This is a genomic window from Mycolicibacterium novocastrense, assembly GCF_001570485.1.
Taxonomy (GTDB): domain Bacteria; phylum Actinomycetota; class Actinomycetes; order Mycobacteriales; family Mycobacteriaceae; genus Mycobacterium; species Mycobacterium novocastrense.
On the sequence record NZ_BCTA01000017.1, the window covers coordinates 22,069 to 39,810 of the forward strand.

23 protein-coding genes are annotated in these 17,742 nt (G+C 68.7%); 3 read left to right on the top strand and 20 right to left on the bottom strand.

All coding sequences use genetic code 11. The features are described from left to right. Nucleotides 1-40: 40 nt before the first annotated feature. Both RMCN_RS04940 and hemL read right to left on the bottom strand, forming a co-directional pair. Complete coding sequence (locus RMCN_RS04940) at nt 41-676, bottom strand: histidine phosphatase family protein (protein WP_064416591.1); 636 nt, start codon at nt 674-676, stop codon at nt 41-43. Then, nucleotides 673-1,989, bottom strand: a complete 1,317-nt coding sequence (hemL, locus tag RMCN_RS04945) for a glutamate-1-semialdehyde 2,1-aminomutase (RefSeq protein WP_067387669.1) — start codon at nt 1,987-1,989, stop codon at nt 673-675. Before hemL ends, RMCN_RS04940 begins: the two co-directional genes overlap by 4 nt. A gap of 94 nt (nt 1,990-2,083) precedes the next feature. On the opposite strand from hemL, the gene RMCN_RS04950 reads away from it, so the two are divergent. Then, complete coding sequence (locus RMCN_RS04950) at nt 2,084-2,464, top strand: nitroreductase family deazaflavin-dependent oxidoreductase (protein WP_067387719.1); 381 nt, start codon at nt 2,084-2,086, stop codon at nt 2,462-2,464. On the opposite strand, the gene RMCN_RS04955 is transcribed toward RMCN_RS04950, so the two are convergent. From RMCN_RS04955 to RMCN_RS05020, 14 genes are all read right to left on the bottom strand, one after another. Next, nucleotides 2,461-3,819, bottom strand: a complete 1,359-nt coding sequence (locus tag RMCN_RS04955) for a cytochrome P450 (RefSeq protein WP_067387720.1) — start codon at nt 3,817-3,819, stop codon at nt 2,461-2,463. The two genes, RMCN_RS04950 and RMCN_RS04955, sit on opposite strands and share 4 nt — an antisense overlap. Nucleotides 3,820-3,868: 49 nt before the next feature. Continuing rightward, a complete protein-coding gene (locus tag RMCN_RS04960; protein ID WP_067387670.1) occupies nt 3,869-4,351 on the bottom strand; it encodes a pyridoxamine 5'-phosphate oxidase family protein in 483 nt (160 codons plus the stop codon). Nucleotides 4,352-4,386: 35 nt separating this feature from the next. After that, entirely contained in the window at nt 4,387-4,707 is a 321-nt protein-coding gene (locus tag RMCN_RS04965) for a hypothetical protein (RefSeq protein WP_067387671.1), read from the bottom strand. Nucleotides 4,708-4,752: 45 nt separating this feature from the next. Next, complete coding sequence (locus RMCN_RS04970; protein ID WP_084377149.1) at nt 4,753-5,469, bottom strand: TetR/AcrR family transcriptional regulator; 717 nt, start codon at nt 5,467-5,469, stop codon at nt 4,753-4,755. Further along, nucleotides 5,456-6,313 carry an oxygenase MpaB family protein gene (locus tag RMCN_RS04975; protein WP_067387672.1) on the bottom strand — a complete coding sequence of 286 codons (858 nt, stop codon included), beginning with the start codon at nt 6,311-6,313 and terminating at the stop codon, nt 5,456-5,458. The genes RMCN_RS04970 and RMCN_RS04975 overlap by 14 nt, the downstream gene beginning before the upstream one ends. A 115-nt stretch (nt 6,314-6,428) precedes the next feature. After that, nucleotides 6,429-6,713 carry a hypothetical protein gene (locus tag RMCN_RS04980; protein WP_067387673.1) on the bottom strand — a complete coding sequence of 95 codons (285 nt, stop codon included), beginning with the start codon at nt 6,711-6,713 and terminating at the stop codon, nt 6,429-6,431. After that, nucleotides 6,710-7,192, bottom strand: a complete 483-nt coding sequence (locus RMCN_RS04985; RefSeq protein WP_064351315.1) for a transport-regulating membrane protein Mce1N — start codon at nt 7,190-7,192, stop codon at nt 6,710-6,712. The genes RMCN_RS04980 and RMCN_RS04985 overlap by 4 nt, the downstream gene beginning before the upstream one ends. Beyond that, a complete protein-coding gene (locus RMCN_RS04990; protein WP_067387674.1) occupies nt 7,189-7,560 on the bottom strand; it encodes a hypothetical protein in 372 nt (123 codons plus the stop codon). The genes RMCN_RS04985 and RMCN_RS04990 overlap by 4 nt, the downstream gene beginning before the upstream one ends. Nucleotides 7,561-7,580: 20 nt before the next feature. Then, on the bottom strand, nt 7,581-8,033 hold the full coding sequence (locus RMCN_RS04995; protein WP_067387675.1) for a hypothetical protein: 453 nt from the start codon (nt 8,031-8,033) through the stop codon (nt 7,581-7,583). Beyond that, complete coding sequence (gene hemB / locus RMCN_RS05000; RefSeq protein ID WP_067387676.1) at nt 8,030-9,010, bottom strand: porphobilinogen synthase; 981 nt, start codon at nt 9,008-9,010, stop codon at nt 8,030-8,032. Before hemB ends, RMCN_RS04995 begins: the two co-directional genes overlap by 4 nt. Before the next feature lie 24 nt (nt 9,011-9,034). Beyond that, nucleotides 9,035-10,693 carry a bifunctional uroporphyrinogen-III C-methyltransferase/uroporphyrinogen-III synthase gene (locus RMCN_RS05005; RefSeq protein ID WP_064416581.1) on the bottom strand — a complete coding sequence of 553 codons (1,659 nt, stop codon included), beginning with the start codon at nt 10,691-10,693 and terminating at the stop codon, nt 9,035-9,037. A gap of 22 nt (nt 10,694-10,715) precedes the next feature. Continuing rightward, nucleotides 10,716-11,648, bottom strand: coding sequence for a hydroxymethylbilane synthase (hemC, locus tag RMCN_RS05010; RefSeq protein WP_064416580.1), 933 nt, complete (start codon nt 11,646-11,648; stop codon nt 10,716-10,718). 3 nt (nt 11,649-11,651) lie between these two features. Beyond that, the gene (locus tag RMCN_RS05015) at nt 11,652-12,995 is read right to left on the bottom strand and encodes a glutamyl-tRNA reductase (protein WP_064416579.1); all 1,344 of its coding nucleotides are present in this window, start codon (nt 12,993-12,995) and stop codon (nt 11,652-11,654) included. Between the two features lie 140 nt (nt 12,996-13,135). Continuing rightward, nucleotides 13,136-13,390, bottom strand: coding sequence for a glutaredoxin family protein (locus tag RMCN_RS05020; protein WP_064416578.1), 255 nt, complete (start codon nt 13,388-13,390; stop codon nt 13,136-13,138). A 39-nt stretch (nt 13,391-13,429) separates the two neighbouring features. Here RMCN_RS05020 and RMCN_RS05025 point away from each other — a divergent pair, with 39 nt between their 5' ends. Both RMCN_RS05025 and RMCN_RS05030 read left to right on the top strand, forming a co-directional pair. Further along, nucleotides 13,430-14,320: an HAD family hydrolase gene (locus tag RMCN_RS05025; RefSeq protein ID WP_064416577.1), complete on the top strand. Its 891-nt coding sequence runs from the start codon at nt 13,430-13,432 to the stop codon at nt 14,318-14,320. 78 nt (nt 14,321-14,398) lie between these two features. Next, on the top strand, nt 14,399-14,932 hold the full coding sequence (locus RMCN_RS05030) for an FAS1-like dehydratase domain-containing protein (RefSeq protein ID WP_064416576.1): 534 nt from the start codon (nt 14,399-14,401) through the stop codon (nt 14,930-14,932). 19 nt (nt 14,933-14,951) lie between these two features. Here the strand turns inward: RMCN_RS05030 and RMCN_RS05035 are convergent, their stop codons facing one another. The 4 genes from RMCN_RS05035 to RMCN_RS05050 form a co-directional block, all read right to left on the bottom strand. After that, complete coding sequence (locus RMCN_RS05035) at nt 14,952-16,019, bottom strand: lysophospholipid acyltransferase family protein (RefSeq protein WP_064416575.1); 1,068 nt, start codon at nt 16,017-16,019, stop codon at nt 14,952-14,954. 37 nt (nt 16,020-16,056) lie between these two features. Beyond that, nucleotides 16,057-17,157: an SDR family oxidoreductase gene (locus tag RMCN_RS05040; RefSeq protein WP_067387677.1), complete on the bottom strand. Its 1,101-nt coding sequence runs from the start codon at nt 17,155-17,157 to the stop codon at nt 16,057-16,059. A 31-nt stretch (nt 17,158-17,188) separates the two neighbouring features. Then, complete coding sequence (locus RMCN_RS05045) at nt 17,189-17,290, bottom strand: 30S ribosomal protein bS22 (protein WP_003402602.1); 102 nt, start codon at nt 17,288-17,290, stop codon at nt 17,189-17,191. Nucleotides 17,291-17,415: 125 nt separating this feature from the next. Further along, a complete protein-coding gene (locus RMCN_RS05050) occupies nt 17,416-17,676 on the bottom strand; it encodes a helix-turn-helix domain-containing protein (protein WP_064351303.1) in 261 nt (86 codons plus the stop codon). Between the last annotated feature and the right edge of the window lie 66 nt (nt 17,677-17,742).

Genomic DNA, 17,742 nt, shown 5'->3' on the forward strand with positions numbered 1-17,742 from the left:
GCCCGCGCGAAGAGCCAACGGCCGCGCCCCACCCAGCGACTCACTGCCCGGCCAACTCCGCGTAACCCCAGCCGACGTAGGTGTCCCCGTGGAAGTAGAACGACGTCACCGACGCCAGGTTACACAGCCGTCGGGTCGGGAAGTGGTGCAGCGGTTGGCCGGTCATCGACCGGCGCAGGGTCTCCACGGGCAGTTGATGGCTGACGCACACCGCCTCGTGGCCGGCCGCCTTGGCCCTGGCCCGATGCACGGCGGCGGTCATCCGCTCGGCGATCTCGCGGTACGGCTCACCCCACGACGGTGTGCGCGGGTTGCGCAGATGCCACCAGTTGCGGGGGTCGCGCAGCGCGCCGTCCCCCGGCGATACCCGTTGTCCCTGGAAGATGTTCAGCGATTCGATGAGCTCGTCATCGGTGTCGACGGACAGCCCCAGACCCGCCGCGATCGGGGCCGCGGTCTCCTGCGCCCGCTCCAGCGGCGAGGCGACCACGTAGACGATGTCGCGCGTCGCCAGCCAGTCCGCGACGGCCTGGGCCTGCGCTCGACCCCGCTCGGAGAGGTGGTAGTCGGGAAGGCGGCCGTAGAGGATCTTGTCGGGATTGTGCACTTCACCGTGGCGCATCACGTGCACCACGGTCTTCACGGCCTCGCCGTCCTCCGACGCGTTTTCGGTCATGCCGGTTCGACCGCCTCCGCGGCGGCGCGGGCCGCGCCGGGCAGCGCGGCCGCGATACGGTCGAACGCCTCGTCATCCAAAGCCGTTGACACGAACCATGTCTCGAATGCGCTCGGCGGCGGGTAGACACCGGCGTCCAGCAGCGCATGGAAGAAGGCCGGAAATCGCCACGTCTCCGACGCCCGCGCCGAGGCGAAGTCGGTGACCGGCTGTTCGGTGAAGAACACGCTGAACATGTTGCCGGCCCGCGAAACGGTATGCGGCACACCGGCTTCGGTCAACGCCTGCTCGAGCAGTGCGGTGAGGCGGTCGGCGTTCGCGTCGAGTCTGGCGTAGGCGGAGTCGTCGGCCGCGCGCAGTGTCGCCAGACCGGCCGCCATCGCGACAGGGTTCCCGGACAACGTGCCGGCCTGATACACCGGCCCCAGCGGAGCCAGCCGCTCCATCACCTCGGCGCGCCCGCCGAACGCCGCCGCGGGCAGCCCGCCACTCATCACCTTGCCGAAGGTGAACAGATCGGCATCGACGGGATCGAGGCCGTACCACCCGGATCGGCTGACCCGGAATCCGGTCATCACCTCGTCGACGATCAGCAGGGCGCCGTGGTCGGCCGTGATGCGGCGCAGCGCGGCGTTGAAACCGTCCTGCGGCGGAACCGTGCCCATGTTGCCGGGGCTGGCCTCGGTGATCACGCAGGCGATCTCGTCGCCGAACCGGGAGAAGACCTCGTCGAGGGCGGCGGCGTTGTTGTAGGGCAGCACGATCGTGTCGGCTGCGGCCGCACCCGTCACACCCGGCGAGGACGGCAGCCCGAGCGTGGCGACGCCGGAACCGGCGTCGGCAAGTAGCGCGTCGCTGTGGCCGTGGTAGCAGCCGGAGAACTTCACGATCTTGGCCCGGCCGGTGTAGCCGCGCGCCAGCCGGATCGCGCTCATCGTGGACTCGGTGCCGGAGTTCACCAGCCGTAGCCGCTCGACCGGCGCGACCCGGCCGATGATCTCTGCGGCCAGCTCCGTTTCCGAGGGGGTGGGCGCACCGAAGGACAGGCCGTCGGTCACCACCTTCTGCACCGCCGCCACGACGTCGGGATGCGCGTGGCCCAGGATCATCGGCCCCCAGGAGCAGACCAGATCGACGTAGCGGTTGCCGTCGGCGTCGGTCAGCCAGTAGCCGTTGGCCGAGGTGATGAACCGGGGGGTGCCGCCGACCGAGGTGAACGCCCGTACGGGTGAGTTCACCCCGCCCGGGATGACGGCCGACGCCTCGGCGAACAACCGCGCCGACACCTCGGTGGTGATCTGGTCAGCACGCATGGCCACCAGTGTCCCAGCCCGGCGCAAACCGTCAACTACAGGGTGTAGTGGTCACACGGTTGAGCCACGGTGGGCTTCCGAGTTGGATGAGACCATGCAGCTTCCGCAATGGCTCGCGCGGTTCAACCGCCGCGTCACCAACCCGATCCAGCGGCTGTGGGCGGGGTGGGCTCCGTCGATGGGCATCCTCGAGCACACCGGGCGAAGGTCGGGCAAGCCGTACCGGACTCCGCTGACGGTGTTCCCGACCCATGACGGCGTGGCCATTCTGCTCACCTACGGCCCGGACCGGGACTGGCTGAAGAACATCACCGCGGCGGGCGGTGGGCGGATGAGAAGGTATGGCCGGACGTTCGGCGTCCGTGACCCCCGGGTGGTCACGAAAGCCGAGGCGGCGCCGTCGGTCACCGGGTGGATGCGGCCCCTGTTCGGGCTGCTGCCGTTCGATCAGGCCGTCCTGCTGACGCGGGGCTAAGCCCGCGGGCGCAGACGGGCCCGGATGGGCCCTTTGGCGATGGTGGTGAACGGCACGTCACACTCGAACGCGCTGTCCAACGATTCGATCCGGGCGGCCCGCACGATCGTGGCCAACGCCAGCGTCGTCTCCAGCCGTGCGAAGTGTTCGCCGATGCACGGGCGACCACCGGCGAGGAACGGCAGGAACTGCCAGCGCTCGCGGTTCGCGGTGTTCTCCGGGCTGAACCGCTCGGGATCGAAGACCATCGGGTCGGGCCAGAGCGCCGGATCGTGGTGCAGGCCGTAGAGCCCGAGCGCCACGAGGGTGCCCGCCTCGACGCGATAGCCGTCGACCGCGATGTCACGGGTGGCCAGCCGGGCCACCCCGGCCGCCGGTGGGCAGAGCCGGATCGCCTCGTGCAGCACCTGCACGGTGTATGTCAGCGAGGGCACGTCGGCGGGGGTCAGTTCCCGGTCACCGATGGCGGCGGCTTCCGCGGCGACGCGGTCCTGGATGTCGGGATGACGCCCCAGCGCCCACAGCGAGAAGGTGAGCGCGGTCGAGGTGGTGTCATGGCCGGCGAGCATGAAGATCAGCAGGTCGTTCGAGATGTCGTCGTCGGATAGCGGCAACCCGGTCTCGGGATCCCTGGCCGCCATCAGCGCCTGGACGAGCGGGGCGTCGCGCGTCGGGTCGTCGCGACATGCGCGCACCATCTCGTCGGTGATCTCCCGCATCTCGGCGACGGCGCGGCGCGCGCGGCGGCGGGCGGGTGTGGGCAGCCAGCGCGGTGCCCGCACCGGCCGCAGCGCGCGGTCGGCGGTGTAGGAGGACGCGACGTGCATGCAGCGGGCGATCGTGTCGGCGCGTTCGTTGAGGTCGACGCCGAGGACGGAATGGCCCAGCGATTGCATCGCGACGCGGCGGCATTCGACGTCGAGGTCGAGTTCGCCGCCGTCAGGCCAGCGGTCGACGAAGGCTTGGGCGGCCGCCGACATGTAGCCGCCGAAATTGCGCACGTTCTGTTTGGTGAACACCGGCTGCAGCGCTCGCTTGCGCGGCCGCCACAGCTCATTGGGCAGCACGAACAGGCTGTCGCCCGCCATGTTGCGGACTTCGTCGTGGTAGATGCATCGCTCAGAGGAGCCGTCGGGGCGCCCGAGTATGTCGCGCATGCCTGCGGGCGACATCACGGCGACGATCGGTTGATACAGCCACTTCGGCGCGACCTGGATGCGCGTGATCGGGCCGCCGGCGTCGCGGATGACGTCCTGGCCGGTGTCAAGCCTGCGGAGGAGTTTGACCAACCGCCAGATCGGCAGCGGATTCTTCGGCACCAGCGGCAACGCCGAGACGTCGAGCGTGGTGGTCATGTGCAGATCATCGCCCAGGTCATGTCGGGTCCGCACCGGTACGCGATATTCACGCGGACCAGGTGAGCGGCGCGCCTTCACCTTTCGTCATCACCGTCCCGGGCATGACCCGGATGCGGTACGGCGTCAACCGCAGCGCGGCGAACTGGTCTGAGGTCGGCCCGTCCTGCCACATCGGGATGATGCGCGGGTCGTAGCCGACCGGTGCGGGGGCGGTGGCGAACTTGTCCCACACCGTCGCCCTGGTTTCGTCGTCGACGTACCACTCGACCAGACACTCCGCGCTGCAGGTGTCGTGGTTGGTGGTCCAGTAGCTCACCGAGACCTGCGGGTGGACCGCGAGGTGGTTCTTCTTCACCGGAGACGGCACGGTGGCGATCCAACCGAGGAGATCGGTGCCGTCCCAGTCCCACAACGGATGCAGGATGCGGGTACGTGGTCGGCCGTTCGCGTCGACGGTGGCCACCGAGGCCCACACGATCGAGTGGGCCATCTCGACGAACGCCGGTGCGATCTGTTCCAGAGTGGTCACGGTTGCCTAGCGTAGGCACGCGCCCGCTCGGCCGGTCAGCTGCTGTTGCCCTCGGAGGTTTCGGTGCCCGCAGATTCCTTGCCGAACTTCGGGTTGCCGTCATCGTCGAGCCAGTCGTTGACCGCGGTACCCGCAACCGCACCGCCGGTGCCAGGCATTTTGGTGGTCGGCCTCTCTTCTTCGTAGGCCTTGTGCATCTCTTTGGCTTTTTCCCGATGCTCGTCGGTGACTTCGGGTTTCTCGGTGGGCGGCGGCGTTTCCTGTTCGCTGGTGACCTGGTGGTGTTCGTCGGTCTCCGGTTCGGCTTTCCGCTGCTCCTCGATGAACCCTGGGTCCTGCCCTTGTTCGCTGGTCATGGAACTACGACTGCCCGGAGAGCCGAAATACGAAACGCAGTTCGGCTAACCGGTGGGCACTGTCCGCAAAGCGGCGGGCAGGCTGGGAAGGAAGTGTTTGCGAGCGAAAGCGCGAATGTCGTCGGCGGACTCCAGCGGCTGGGAGCTGGGCAGCAGCAACACCATCACCGCATACCGCAGGATGGTGTCGGCCAGCTCCTCGACGGTCTGTTCGCCGATCCGCTCGGCGAACCCGGCGGGGAAGATGACCCGCAACGCTGCGGCCATCCGGGTGATCGCGGCGTCGTAGTGCGTGCGGGCGAGTTCGAGCAGCAGCGCGGGTTCGTCGGTCAGTATCCGGTACAGCACGCGGTGGCGACGGAACTTCAGGATCGACAGGGTGAACGCCTCGACGTAGTAGTTCGACTGCGGCCCAGCGCGTTTGACCTCTTCGGCGATGTCGGCGAACAGTGCGATGTTCTCGCGTTCGATCACCGCGGCCACGAGTTCGTCGCGGTTGGCGAACCGCCGGTAGATCGTGGTCCGGCTGACGCCTGCGCGGCGGGCGACGTCGTCGAGCGCGACCCGGCGGAAGCCGTGCCGCTCGAACTCGATGACGGCGGCGTCCAGGATGGCTTCCGTCGCGGGCGACGAATCGAGTCCAGTCGCGGGCGACGAATCAGGCCCAGTCGCGGGTGACGAATCGAGTCCAGTCGCGGGCGACGAATCAGGTCCAGTCGCGGGCGACGCCTCGGGCCCGTTGGCCGGGTCAGGCCCGGGCATAACCCTTTTGGGCGTAGCTGTTGTAGCGCCAACTCATGGGCAGACGATCCCACACCCAGTTGACCGGACGCGACCGCCACAACGCCGCGAAGCGTTGGTAGCGGCGCTCCTGGCGTTCACTCCACGGCAGTTGCAGCAGCTCGCGCGCGCGGGGCGGCAGGCCGCCGGTGGTCAGGAACGCCGCGAGCGGATTGAACACCGGCGCGATCAGCTTCCACGCCCATGCGGGAACACCTTTGGGGCACGGGAAGCCCTTCGTGACGTAGCCGACGCCGTACACCGCGGTCTTGTGCGCGACGACGATCTCGTCGAGCATGCGATCCCAGTACCGTTCGAATTCGTCGTAGGTGGCGGGCATCGGCCGGTCGCTCACACCGTAGCGGCGGTACCACGTCTTCGACTCGAGGTAGATCTGCTCCTTCTCCTCGCGGCTCAGCCGCTTGACGAAGGTGTCGGCGAAGTAGAGCACCTGCTCGACGAACGTCGCGTGTGCCCAGAAGTAGGTCTCCGGATCCAGGGCGTGGTACCGGGCGCCGTCGGGCATCTTGCCCTTGATGTCGGTGTGGAAGTCGCGCACCTGGGCGCCCGGGTTGTCTTCGTCAGAGCCGTAGACCGTGTTGAAGATCGGGGGCAGCGAGCGCTTGACCCGCGCGGCGGTGTCGTCGAAGAACACCGAGTGGTCCAGCACGCCTTGGCCGAGTTCGGCCAGCATGTTCTGCAGCACCGCGGGGCGCGGCCCGATCAGGTACATCCGGTTGTCCCCGAAATAGCGCCACACCAGCGACTGCGGGCCCAGCGGCAGCGCATCGTCGACGGGCCTGTCTGTCTCCACCAACTCGGTCATAGACACAGTGTTACAAGTTTTGCACTTTGTACCAAGCGGCTGTGAGGGGTCTCACGATGCTGGCGAGCGACCTGTTTTGTACGTGATGTGACGGCGTGTCACGGCGCAAACACGGTCACTCGCCAGATGGTGCGGTGGCAGATGGTGTGGTGCGGGATGCTGCGGAACGGCGAGCGCGGCGCGTGTGCGCGATGGCCAGCACCAGAAGCACCCCGGCGACCGCCGCCAACAGCAGCGCGAGCCCCAGCATCGGCGCGCTGTACTCGACCGAGGTGGTCCGGGGTTCACCTTCGAGCACCGGCGGGACCACGACCGTCGTCTTCGCCGCCAACCAGCTCAGCACGCTGCCCACCGCGGCGGCGACGGCCAGCACCATCTCGAGCGCGGCCCGGACGGTCATGCCGGCGGAATGCGCTCTTCGACGAGCTGGGTCAGCGTCTGCCGGAGCGTTTGATGCTTGCGGGCCCAGGCTTGGGCGGTGCGGTCGTTGGTCATCTTCAGCCCGATACCTGTGCGCCCGCGCGGAACACCGGTGAGCTCGCCGAGCGCCCGGGCCGACTGCCATTTCGGTGGCTCCGAACCGGTCGCCTCGGGGTAGATGCGCACGATCTCGTCGGTGCTGATGCGCTCGGTGCCCTGCCGCAGCGTCTCGGGTGTCAGCTCCACCGAGGTGTGGATGCGGGCGGCCTTGACCTGGATCGCGAGGAAGCCGCTGACCAGGACCAGGAACATCCCGGGAACCACCCACTGGAACCCGTAGCCGGCCGACGCCTGGATCAACCCCATGGCGATCGCCGCGGCGGGCCCGGCGGCCAACCACCACCAGCTGGCACCCTGTTCGTAGAACAGCACCTGCGGCGCGGTCTGCTTGTCGGTCACGTCGCTTCCCCTTGGGCGTTCGCGCTCGGCCGGGTGATCAGGACGGCGCCCGCGATCAGGGGCAGCACCGCGAGCAGCGTCACGATGTGAACGACGCCGCGCATCGCGAGCAGCGCGACGAACACGACGATGGTCAGCGCCAACGCGACGCCGGCCCGGCGGAACCGGACGTCACCCGCGCGGCTGCGGCCCGCGAGAAACGCCATTCCGGCGCCCGCGACTGCGGTGAGGACCCCAGCGCCGCGGAACAGCGGCGGCAGGTTCACCGAGGCGGCGATCAGCCCGCCCAGCATCAGCATCACCGCGGCGACGACCCAGCACCAGAAGGCGGCGGTGACGACGCTGGTTCGCGGCGCAGGAGCGGTCATGGTCGGGTCAGCCTATCGGGTCACCGGGTGAAGTAGTCGTTGGCGTCTTTTCGGTGCAGCAGGTACACCCCGCCGACGATCAGCACCGAGCCGAGGATCGCGGTGACGGCGTAGGCGAACGCGGCGGCGGGCGGCCGATCCTCGCCGAACAGGCTGCTCACGGCGTACACGACCGTGGCGACACCTGCGCCGGTCAATACGGTGCGAGCCCACCGGTAGCCCTGGCGCATCAAAACCTGGAAGGTCAGCGCCACGGCGCCGAGGATCACGATGAACACCACCGAGAGGGCCAACACCGGTGCGGGTAGCCCCTCGGCGCGTTCGCTGACCAGCAGGTCGACCACCTGGCCGACGACCATCAGGACAAGCGCGACCACCCAGAGCCAGAAGCCGGTGTCGACATCGTCGGGGCGGGCGCCCGGCTCCGGCGGCTGGCCGGCCGCATCCGGTCGGCCCTGTGGCTCCGGATTCACGCCAGCCAACCGGCGACGTCGGCCGCCCAGTAGGTCAGGACGATGTCGGCTCCGGCCCGCCGGATGCTGGTCAGCGTTTCCAGAGCCACCGTCTGCAAGTCGATCCAGTCGTTGGCGGCGGCGGCACTGATCATCGAGTACTCGCCGGAGACCTGATAGGCCGCCACCGGAACGGGTGACAGGTCGGCGGCCGCGCGCACCACGTCGAGGTAGCCCATCGCGGGCTTGACCATGACGATGTCGGCTCCTTCGTCGATGTCGAGTTCCACCTCGTGCAGTGCCTCGCGGGCGTTGCCCGGATTCTGTTGGTACGTGCGACGATCGCCGCGCAGGCTCGAGCCCACCGCTTCCCGGAACGGGCCGTAGAAGCCAGAGGCGAACTTCGCGGCGTACGCCAGGATCACCGTGTCGGTGTGTCCCGCGGCGTCCAGACCATCGCGGATCGCGGCGACCTGACCGTCCATCATTCCGCTCGGCCCGACGACGTGCGCCCCCGAATCTGCCTGCGCCACAGCCAGTTCCACGTAGCGCTTGTTGGTCAGGTCGTTGTCGACGCGACCGGCGGAGTCGAGCACCCCGCAGTGACCGTGGTCGGTGAACTCGTCGAGGCAGGTGTCGGCCATCAGCACGGTGTCGTCGCCGAGGTCACTCGCCAAATCGCGCAGGGCGACGTTGAGGATGCCGTCCTCGGCGACACCGACGGAGCCGGTGGGATCCTTGTCCTCGTCGCGCGGTACACCGAACAGCATCAGGCCGCCCACACCGGCGGCCACCGCGTCGGCGGCGGCGCGACGCAGCGAGTCGCGGGTGTGTTGGACGACGCCGGGCATGGAGGCGATCGGGCGCGATTCCGATATCCCGTCGGCGACGAACATCGGCAACACGAGTTGCCGTGGCTCCAAGGTTGTTTCGGCGACCAGTCGCCGCAGCGCCGGAGTCGTGCGCAGCCGGCGGGGGCGATGCCTAGGAAAGGCCATGCAAACCCACCTTCGGTCTCGCGGTCAGCGGCGGCGGCTCTTCTTACGCGGCGGGGGCAGTGCCCCCTCGGCGCGCAGCCGGGCGGCGTGCTCGGCGAGCGCCTCGACCAGCGGCCCGACGGCGGCCACCTCGGGCTGCACATCGACGCGCAGACCGAATTCCGCTGCGGTCTCGGCGGTCTTGGGCCCGATGCACGCGACGATGGTGCGCGCGTGCGGTTTGCCCGCGATACCGACCAGGTTGCGCACCGTGGAACTCGAGGTGAAGCAGACCGCGTCGAAGCCACCGGTCTTGATCATCTCGCGGGTGTGCGCGGGCGGCGGCGCGGCCCGCACCGTGCGGTACGCCGTGACGTCCTCGATCTCCCAACCGCGTTCGCGCAGACCCTCGGCCAGCGTCTCGGTGGCGATGTCGGCGCGCGGCAGCAGCACCCGGTTCACCGGGTCGAAAACGTCGTCGTACGGCGGGAACTCATCCAGCAGGCCCAGCGAGGACTGCTCGCCGGCGGGCACCAGCTCGGGATTGATGCCGAACGCCCGCACCCGGTCGGCGGTGGCCTGGCCGACGCAGGCGATCCTCACACCGGAGAACGCCCGGGCGTCCAGACCGAACTCGTTGAACTTCTCCCACACCGCACGCACAGCGTTGGTGGAGGTGAACACCACCCACTGGAACCGGCCGTCGACCAGTCCCTTGACCGCGCGCTCCATCTGAGCGGGGCTGCGCGGGGGCTCGACGGCGATGGTCGGGACCTCGATCGGCAGCGCACCGTGGCCCACCAGCTTCTCGCTCATCTCGCCGGCCTGGTCCTTGGTGCGGGGCACCAGCACGGTCCAGCCGTACAGTGCGCGGCTCTCCCACCAGTTCAGCTTGGTGCGGTTGGCCACGGTCTTGCCGATGGTCACGACCAGCGGTCCGGCCAACGGACCGGCCGGCTCGGTGCCCGCCAGGGTGGCCTTGTCGAGCAGCCCGGCCAACGTGGTCTCGACCGAACGCTGCTGGCACGTCGTGCCGTTCGCGGTGACCACCAGCGGCGTGGTGTCGGTCAGGCCGTACTCGATCAGCGTGCGCGCCGCATCGGGCAGATGGGACGCCGTCGCGTGCAGGATCAGCGGGCCGGGCGCGGCGGCCAGCGCGGCCCAATCGACATCGGGGTCGCGGACGTCGGCAACGGTGTGCGCCGAACCCAGCGGCAGACCCGCGTAGGTCGGCACCGCGGTGGTGTCCGGCAGGCCCGGCACGATCTCGAAGTTCAGGTGCGACTTGGCCAACGCCGACACCTCGGTGATCACGGCGTCCACCGACAGCGGATCGCCCGCCACCAGCCGGACCACGTCGACTCCGGTGCGGGCCTCGGTGATCAGCGTCTTGGCCACCTCGGCAGGATCGCCCACGGCCGACCGGATATCCGGCCCGCCGGGCAGGGCCGGCGCTTCCGTGCCCGACGCCTCGCCGTTGTCGGCGGCCTCGGCCGGTTCGGGACCCGACGGGGGCGGCAGCTCACAACCCACCAGGGCCAGCACCGCTTCGGGCACGTCGGGATCGGTGAACACCAAGGCAGCGTTGGCGAGCACCGTGTGGGCCCGCGTCGTCAGCAGTCCCGGGTCACCGGGACCCGAGCCGACGAACGTGATGCGGCCCGGCTTCGGCTTGCGCCCCCGCCCGCTGTTCTGGCCTGTCATCTCAGTCACTCCGCTCTACAGCTCAGTTGGCGTCCGCCATGAGTTCGCGCGCCCCGAGGTCGAACAGCTCCTCGGCCACCGAGAGCCCCAGCTCCCGGGCCCGGTCGGTCGTGCCGACGCCGGACGCGCGGATCACGTCGGATCCGTCCAGTGCCGCCACGCAGCCGCGCAGCGACACCTCTTCGAAGACGTTGCCGTCCTCATCGATGGACTCGACCACCTCAGCGATCGCGCCCACCGGTGCGTGACAACCCGCCTCCAGTCGGGCGAGCAGGGCCCGTTCAGCGGTGACCGCGGCGCGTGTGTCGGCGTCGTCCAACTCCGCCAGCAGCGCGGCGAGCTCGGTGTCGCCTGCGCGGCACTCGACCGCGAGCGCACCTTGAGCCGGTGCTGGCAACATCTGCACCGGCTCGAGAGTCTCGGTGACATCGGCCAGTCGCCCGATGCGAGCCAGTCCCGCCCGTGCGACTACGATGCCGTCGAGATCACCGTTGCTAACCCTGTTCAACCTGGTATCCAGGTTGCCTCTTAGGGGGCGGATTTCCAAACCGAGACCCAGTGCTCTAAGCTGTGCCGCCCTCCGCGGGCTCGACGTGCCGATCAGCGAACCCGGGGGCAATTCCCCCAGCACCAGGCCATCGCGTGCCACCAGGGCGTCCCGGGGGTCCTCGCGCGGAGGAGTCGCGGCGACGACGAAGCGGGCATCGGCCGCGGTCGGCAGATCCTTGAAGGAGTGCACGGCGGCGTCGACCCGGCCGTCGTCGATGGCCTCCCTCAGGGCGGCGGTGAACACGCCCACACCGATCTCGGCGATCGGGCCCTGGTTGCGGTCGCCCTCGGTGGAGATGGGGACGAGCTCGGCCTCATGCCCGTTCGCGATGAGCGCGTCACGGACCGTACCGGCCTGAGTGGTCGCCAGGAGACTGGCGCGAGTGCCTATCCGAATTGCAGTCAAGCGTTACTCGGCCTTATCGAGATCCGGTGTGATCAAAGGCAATTCGGGCCCCGCGACGGCGTCGACGGCCTGCTGGTCGAGTTCGAACAGCTCGCGCAGCGCCTCGGCGTAGCTGTCCCCGCCCGGCGCACTCGCCAATTGCTTGACGCGCACCGTCGGCGCGTGCAGGAGTTTGTCGACGACCCGTCGCACCGTCTTGGCGACCTCGTCGCGGTGGACGGCGTCCAGGCCCGGCAGCCGGTGATCGAGCCTCAGCAACTCCGCCTCGACCACGTCGGCGGCGCGCTGACGCAGTGCGGTGACGGTCGGGGTGACCTCGGCCATCCGCTGACCGGCCAGGTAGTTGGCGACCTCGGCGGCGACGATCGCGCGGGCGGCCTCGGCGTCGGAGGCCGCGGCGCGGGCGGCCGGTTCGCGCTGGATACGGTCCATGTCCACGACGTAGACGCCGGGCAGGCCGGCCACGGCGGGGTCGACGTCACGGGGCATGCCGAGGTCGCAGATGACCAGCTGCTTGGGCTCTTGACCGTGCGCCAGGCCGCGGTGCACATCGGCCAGCGAGACCACCGGGCGCACCGCTCCCGTGCAGCAGACAACCACGTCGGCGTCGGTCAGCAGCGGAGGCAGGTGGTCGAACGGGAACGCGTGTGCGTCGACGCCCAGCTCGCGGATGTTCGCGGCGAGCCGTTTGGCCCGCGGCTGGCTGCGGTTCACGACGTGGATCCGGTCGACGCCCGCCCGGGTCAGGTGCTTGGCGGCCAGCGAGCCCATCGAACCCGCCCCGATGACCACCGCGGTGCGACCGGCCAGCGAGCCGAGCTTGCCCTCGGCGGTGCCCAGCGCGACGGACACCACCGACGCGCCTGCGGCGTCGATGCCGGTTTCGGTGTGCACCCGCTTGCCGACGCCCAACGCGCGCTGCGACAGCTCGTGCAGGGTGCGGCCGACGGTGTGGTTGGCCTCGGCGGCGGCGTAGGCGCGGCGCACCTGGCCGAGCACCTGCTGTTCGCCGACGACCGCGGAATCCAGGCCCGACGCGACCGCGAACAGGTGCTCGACGGCCGCTTCGGCGTACCGCACATAGGCGTATTTGGTGAGGTCGTTGAGGCTCATGCCGGAGTGCTCGGAGAGCACCTGGCCGATCACCGACAACCCGCCGTGGAATGCGTCGACGACGGCGTAGATCTCGACCCGGTTGCACGTGGACAGCACCATGGCCTCGGTGACGAGCGAGGATTGCAGCACCTGATCGACGATCTTGGCCTGATCGGACTCGTCTGTGCTCAGCTGTTCGAGCACCGACACCGGCGCACTGCGGTGCGAAACCCCGAAAAGCAGCACGCTCACGGCTTCATCACCACGTCATCCAAGGTAGTCGCTGAACAGTTAGCTCACCAAATTCCACACCATTATCGCCGAAATTGCGTTCCAGCAGCCGAATCCCGAGTGGAGGGCTGCTGGAACGCATTTTCGCGCAGAAACAGAGGTCACCCGGCCAAGTCGGCGCGAAGGCGTGGCTCGTCGATCTCCCAGTAGCTGTGCTCGCTGCCGTCGAGCAGAACGACCGGAAGCCGGTCGCCGTACTCGGCACGCAGCGCCGAGTCGCCCGCGGCCGCGGCGGCGTCGACATCGGTGACGGCCAGCGTGAAGCCCAGTTCGTCGGCCAGAGCCGCGAGCCGGGCCGCCGCCGCGGTGCAGATCGTGCAACCGTCGCGCGTCAGCAACTCCACCTGGTGCTCCACCCCGCCAGTATCTCCACTTCCGTGACTTAGGGTTGATTCGTGTCTCGAAACGGCGACCGCGAAGCTGCTGAACAGCAACTTGCCGGTGAGGCCAGCGCGGAGGCGGCCGTCACCGACCTCGTGGCCGAAGCTGACGCGGCGCCGCCGGCGCCGCCCCCGGACCTGACCGCGGCGGCGTTCTTCGACGTCGACAACACCCTGGTGCATGGCTCATCGCTGCTGCACTTCGCCCGCGGCCTGGCCGCCCGCAAGTACTTCACCTACGGCGACATCGCGCGGTTCGTGTACGCGCAGGCCAAGTTCCAGCTGACCGGGCGCGAGAACAGCGACGACGTGGCCGCCGGCCGGCGCAAGGCGCTGGCCTTCATCGAGGGCCGCTCGACGGCCGAGTTGATGGCGGTCGGCGAGGAGATTTACGACGAGATCATCGCCGACAAGATCTGGCCGGGCACCCGCGCGCTCGCGCAGATGCATCTGGACGCCGGACAGCAGGTGTGGCTGGTCACGGCGACCCCGTACGAACTGGCCGCCACCATCGCCAAACGGCTGGGCCTGACCGGCGCGCTGGGCACCGTCGCCGAATCCATCGACGGGGTGTTCACGGGCCGCCTGGTCGGCGACATCCTGCACGGCACCGGCAAGGCGCACGCGGTGCGTTCGCTGGCCATCCGCGAGGGACTCAACCTGCGCCGCTGCACGGCCTACTCGGACAGCTTCAACGACGTGCCGATGCTCTCGCTGGTGGGGACGGCGGTGGCGATCAACCCCGACGCCGATCTGCGTGATCTGGCCCGTGAACGGGGCTGGGAGATCCGCGACTTCCGCACCGCCCGCAAGGCCGCGCGCATCGGTGTGCCGTCGGCGCTGGCGCTCGGCGCGGCCGGAGGGGCGCTGGCGGCGGTGGTCTCGCGCCGCCAGGAGGGCCGCTGACGAGCCGCTCTGGCCGAGCCGGTGGTCCGGACCCGCTGATAGGCTCGCGCCGCTCACTCCGACGAGAAGAGACGTTGCATGGGGATCGCAGAGAACATCATCGGGACCCACTACCGGTACCCCGATTACTTCGAGGTCGACCGGGAGAAGATCCGTGAGTTCGCCCGCGCGGTCAAGGACGAGCACCCGGCGCATTTCACCGAAGAGGCGGCCGCCGAGTACGGCTACGACACACTGATCGCCCCGCTGACCTTCCTCGCCGTTGCCGGCCGCCGGGTCCAGTTGGAGATCTTCAACCAGTTCGACGTGCCGATCAACATGGAGCGCGTGCTGCACCGAGACCAGAAGATCACCTTCCACCGCCCGATCGTGGCCGGCGACAAGCTGTTCTTCGACTCATACCTCGACTCGGTCACCGAATCGCACGGCGCCATCGTCACCGAGGTGCGCGGCGAGGTGACCGACGCCGACGGGAAGCCCGTGCTGACGAGCGTCGTCACGGTCATGGGCGAGGCGCAGTCGGACACCGAAGCCGACGAGGTGAGTCAGCGCATCGCCGCCGCCCGCGATGAGGCAATCGCGAAAATGATTGCCAAGCAAAGTAATTCGTAGAGCTAGCGGGTTTCGGCGCTCAGCCGAAGAAGGTGTTCCGACGCTGGGTGAGCAGTTGGTACAGCGTCTGCTGGATGGTCTCGCGCACCTGGTCGGTGAGTTCGAAGGTGACCATCGGATCGTCGGCGGCCGACTCGTCGTACTCGGCGGTCTCGATCGGTTCCCCGAACTGGATATGCCATTTCGACGGCAGCGGCACCATGCCCGCCGGACCCGCCAGCGGGAAGAACGGCGTGATCGGGAAATAGGGCAGCCCGAGCAGCCGGGCCAGCAGCTTGACGTCGGCGATCATCGGATAGATCTCCTCTGACCCGACAATCGAGCACGGCACGATGGGCGCCTTGGTGCGCAGCGCCGCGGACACGAAGCCGCCGCGGCCGAATCGCTGCAGCTTGTAGCGGTCCTTGAAGTGCTTGCCCAGACCCTTGTAACCCTCGGGGAACACCGCGGTCAGCTCACCCGCGGCCAGCAGTCGATGGGCGTCGGCCGTGCAGGCCATCGTGTGGCCGGCCTTGCGGGCGGCCTGACCGACCACCGGCAGGTCGAAGACCATGTCGGCAGCGAGCAGGCGCAGGTCGCGGTGCGCGGGATGGTGGTCGTGCACCGCCACCGACGTCATCAGCCCGTCGAACGGCAGCACACCGGCGTGGTTGGCGACCACGAGCGCGGCGCCCGTTTCGGGCAGATGCTCGATGCCGCTGACCTCGACGCGGAACCACGACTTGAAGAAGACTCTCAGCAAAGGCAAAAAGATTGCGTTGTTGAGGTGGGCATCGAACCCGAACTCGTCGACGGTGTACTCACCCGTCATCCGCTTGCGCACGAACTCGGCGACCGAAGCGATCTGCTTGGCCAGTTCGGTGGGCGTCTCGTCGACCGCCGGCGCGCCCGCGGCACCGCCGCGGTGCTCGTCGATCTCGCGGACGACGGCCGCGATCTCCTCGGCAGAAGCTCCGCCTACCGGATCCGACAGCTGCGAGGGATGTCGGCGCGAGCCCTGCGCTCGTGCGGCATTACGCCGCTGAGCCGCTGCACGGCTTGAATTACCATGCAGCGGAATGACTTTCGCCTTGGACTCGCCCGCCACGGTCGTTTCCTTCTCCCCACCCGATCAGTTGATGCGCCTAGCGCCCCCACCTTTGCGCCGCGGCAACGGCGCGACTCTCCATTGAGCGTACCCACCGCGGGTCGACGATCGGAGTCAATCCGCGACCTCGGACGTAATCGTCGAAGGCCTCCACCGTCGTCCACTTCGGGATGTAGCCGAGATCGTTGCGCATCCGCGATGTGTCCATCACTCTGCCATAACTGAGGTAGTTCAGCTGTTCACGATCGAGTTCAGTGTAACGAGTCGCACGCCTCAGCGAATCCACCGCCGCCAGCGCCGACCGCGGCACGGGCAGCGCGATCCGGCCGGCCCGCCGGATCGCCTGACTCATCATCACGATGCCGGACGCGCCGACGTTGTAGGTGCCCGCCTTGCCTGCCATCGTCGCGCGTTCGAGTGCCCCGAGCGCATCCTGTTCGTGCAGTAACTGCAACCGGGCGTCGTGCCCGATCACCGTCGGCACCACGGGCCCGGCGAGGTAGCGCGAGAGCGCCGTGTCCATGCCCGGTCCGATCATGTTGGCCAACCGCAGGATGGTGACCGCGATGTCGGGTCGACGCCGTCCCAGTCCCCGCGCATAGCCCTCGATGTCGATGCTGTCGCGGGCGAAGCCCTCCCCCGGTGGCCGTCGCGCGCTGGTGTCCTCGGTGAACATCACCGGGTCGCGCGCGGTCGAGCCGTACACCTCCGACGTCGACTTGAGCACCACGCGTCGCACCGACGGCGCCTTCTGACAGGCCGCGAACAGCTGGATCGCGCCCATCACGTTGAGTTCCTTGAGCGTCGCCCGGCCTCCGGAGCGCGGAGCGTAGGACGCGGCCGCGGCATGCACCACGGTGTCGACGTCGCCGTTGCGGATGACCTTCGCGATGAAGGGATTGCGAATGTCGGCGCGGACGAACTCCGCGCGGCCCATCCGCCGTAGAAGGTCTTTGCTCGGAGTGATCGCGTCGACGGCGATCACATGGTTGATCAACGGGTTCTGCGCCAGCCTGGCCGTCAGATAGCCGCCGAGGAACCGGCACGCCCCGGTGACCAGCACGACCTTCGGATACTGCACGGCGTCGCGCGGGTCAGTCCCGTTGACGTCTCCATTGGCGCGGCCCTCGGAATCCATGTCCGGTCAGCCTAGCGACGGCGGGCGGCGATTACTTGCCGAGTTTTCTGCGCTGGACCCGGGTGCGACGAAGCAGCTTGCGGTGCTTCTTCTTCGACATGCGCTTGCGCCGCTTCTTGATGACTGAACCCATGAACTCCGCTACCTACGCCTTACCTGCCCGATGAGCATCGTTGACTGACCCGGCCACTTTACCGGGCTGTGCAGGTAACCGCGAAACGCGCCCGACCGGCGATGGGCGCCCGGGACGCGGGTAGATCAGCCTGCGTCGAAGTACGAGCTCTCCAACATGTCGTGAACGGCCTTCGCATGCACGCGGAACGAGCGGCCGACCCGGACGGCAGGCAGCTCGCCGTTGTGCACCAGCCGGTACACCGTCATCTTGCTGACCCGCATCAGGCTCGCCACCTCGGCGACGGTGAGGAATTGTGCCCGTGGCTGTTGACCGTCGGATCCGGAGTCCCGAGCCGACTTCCCACTGGCCGAATCCCGCGAGGATGGCCCGTTCATAGACGTCATCGCAACCCAATCATTCAGGCACGGGCAGTTCCAGCGGCTTCCCCACCGCTGGCACCGACCCGTGCT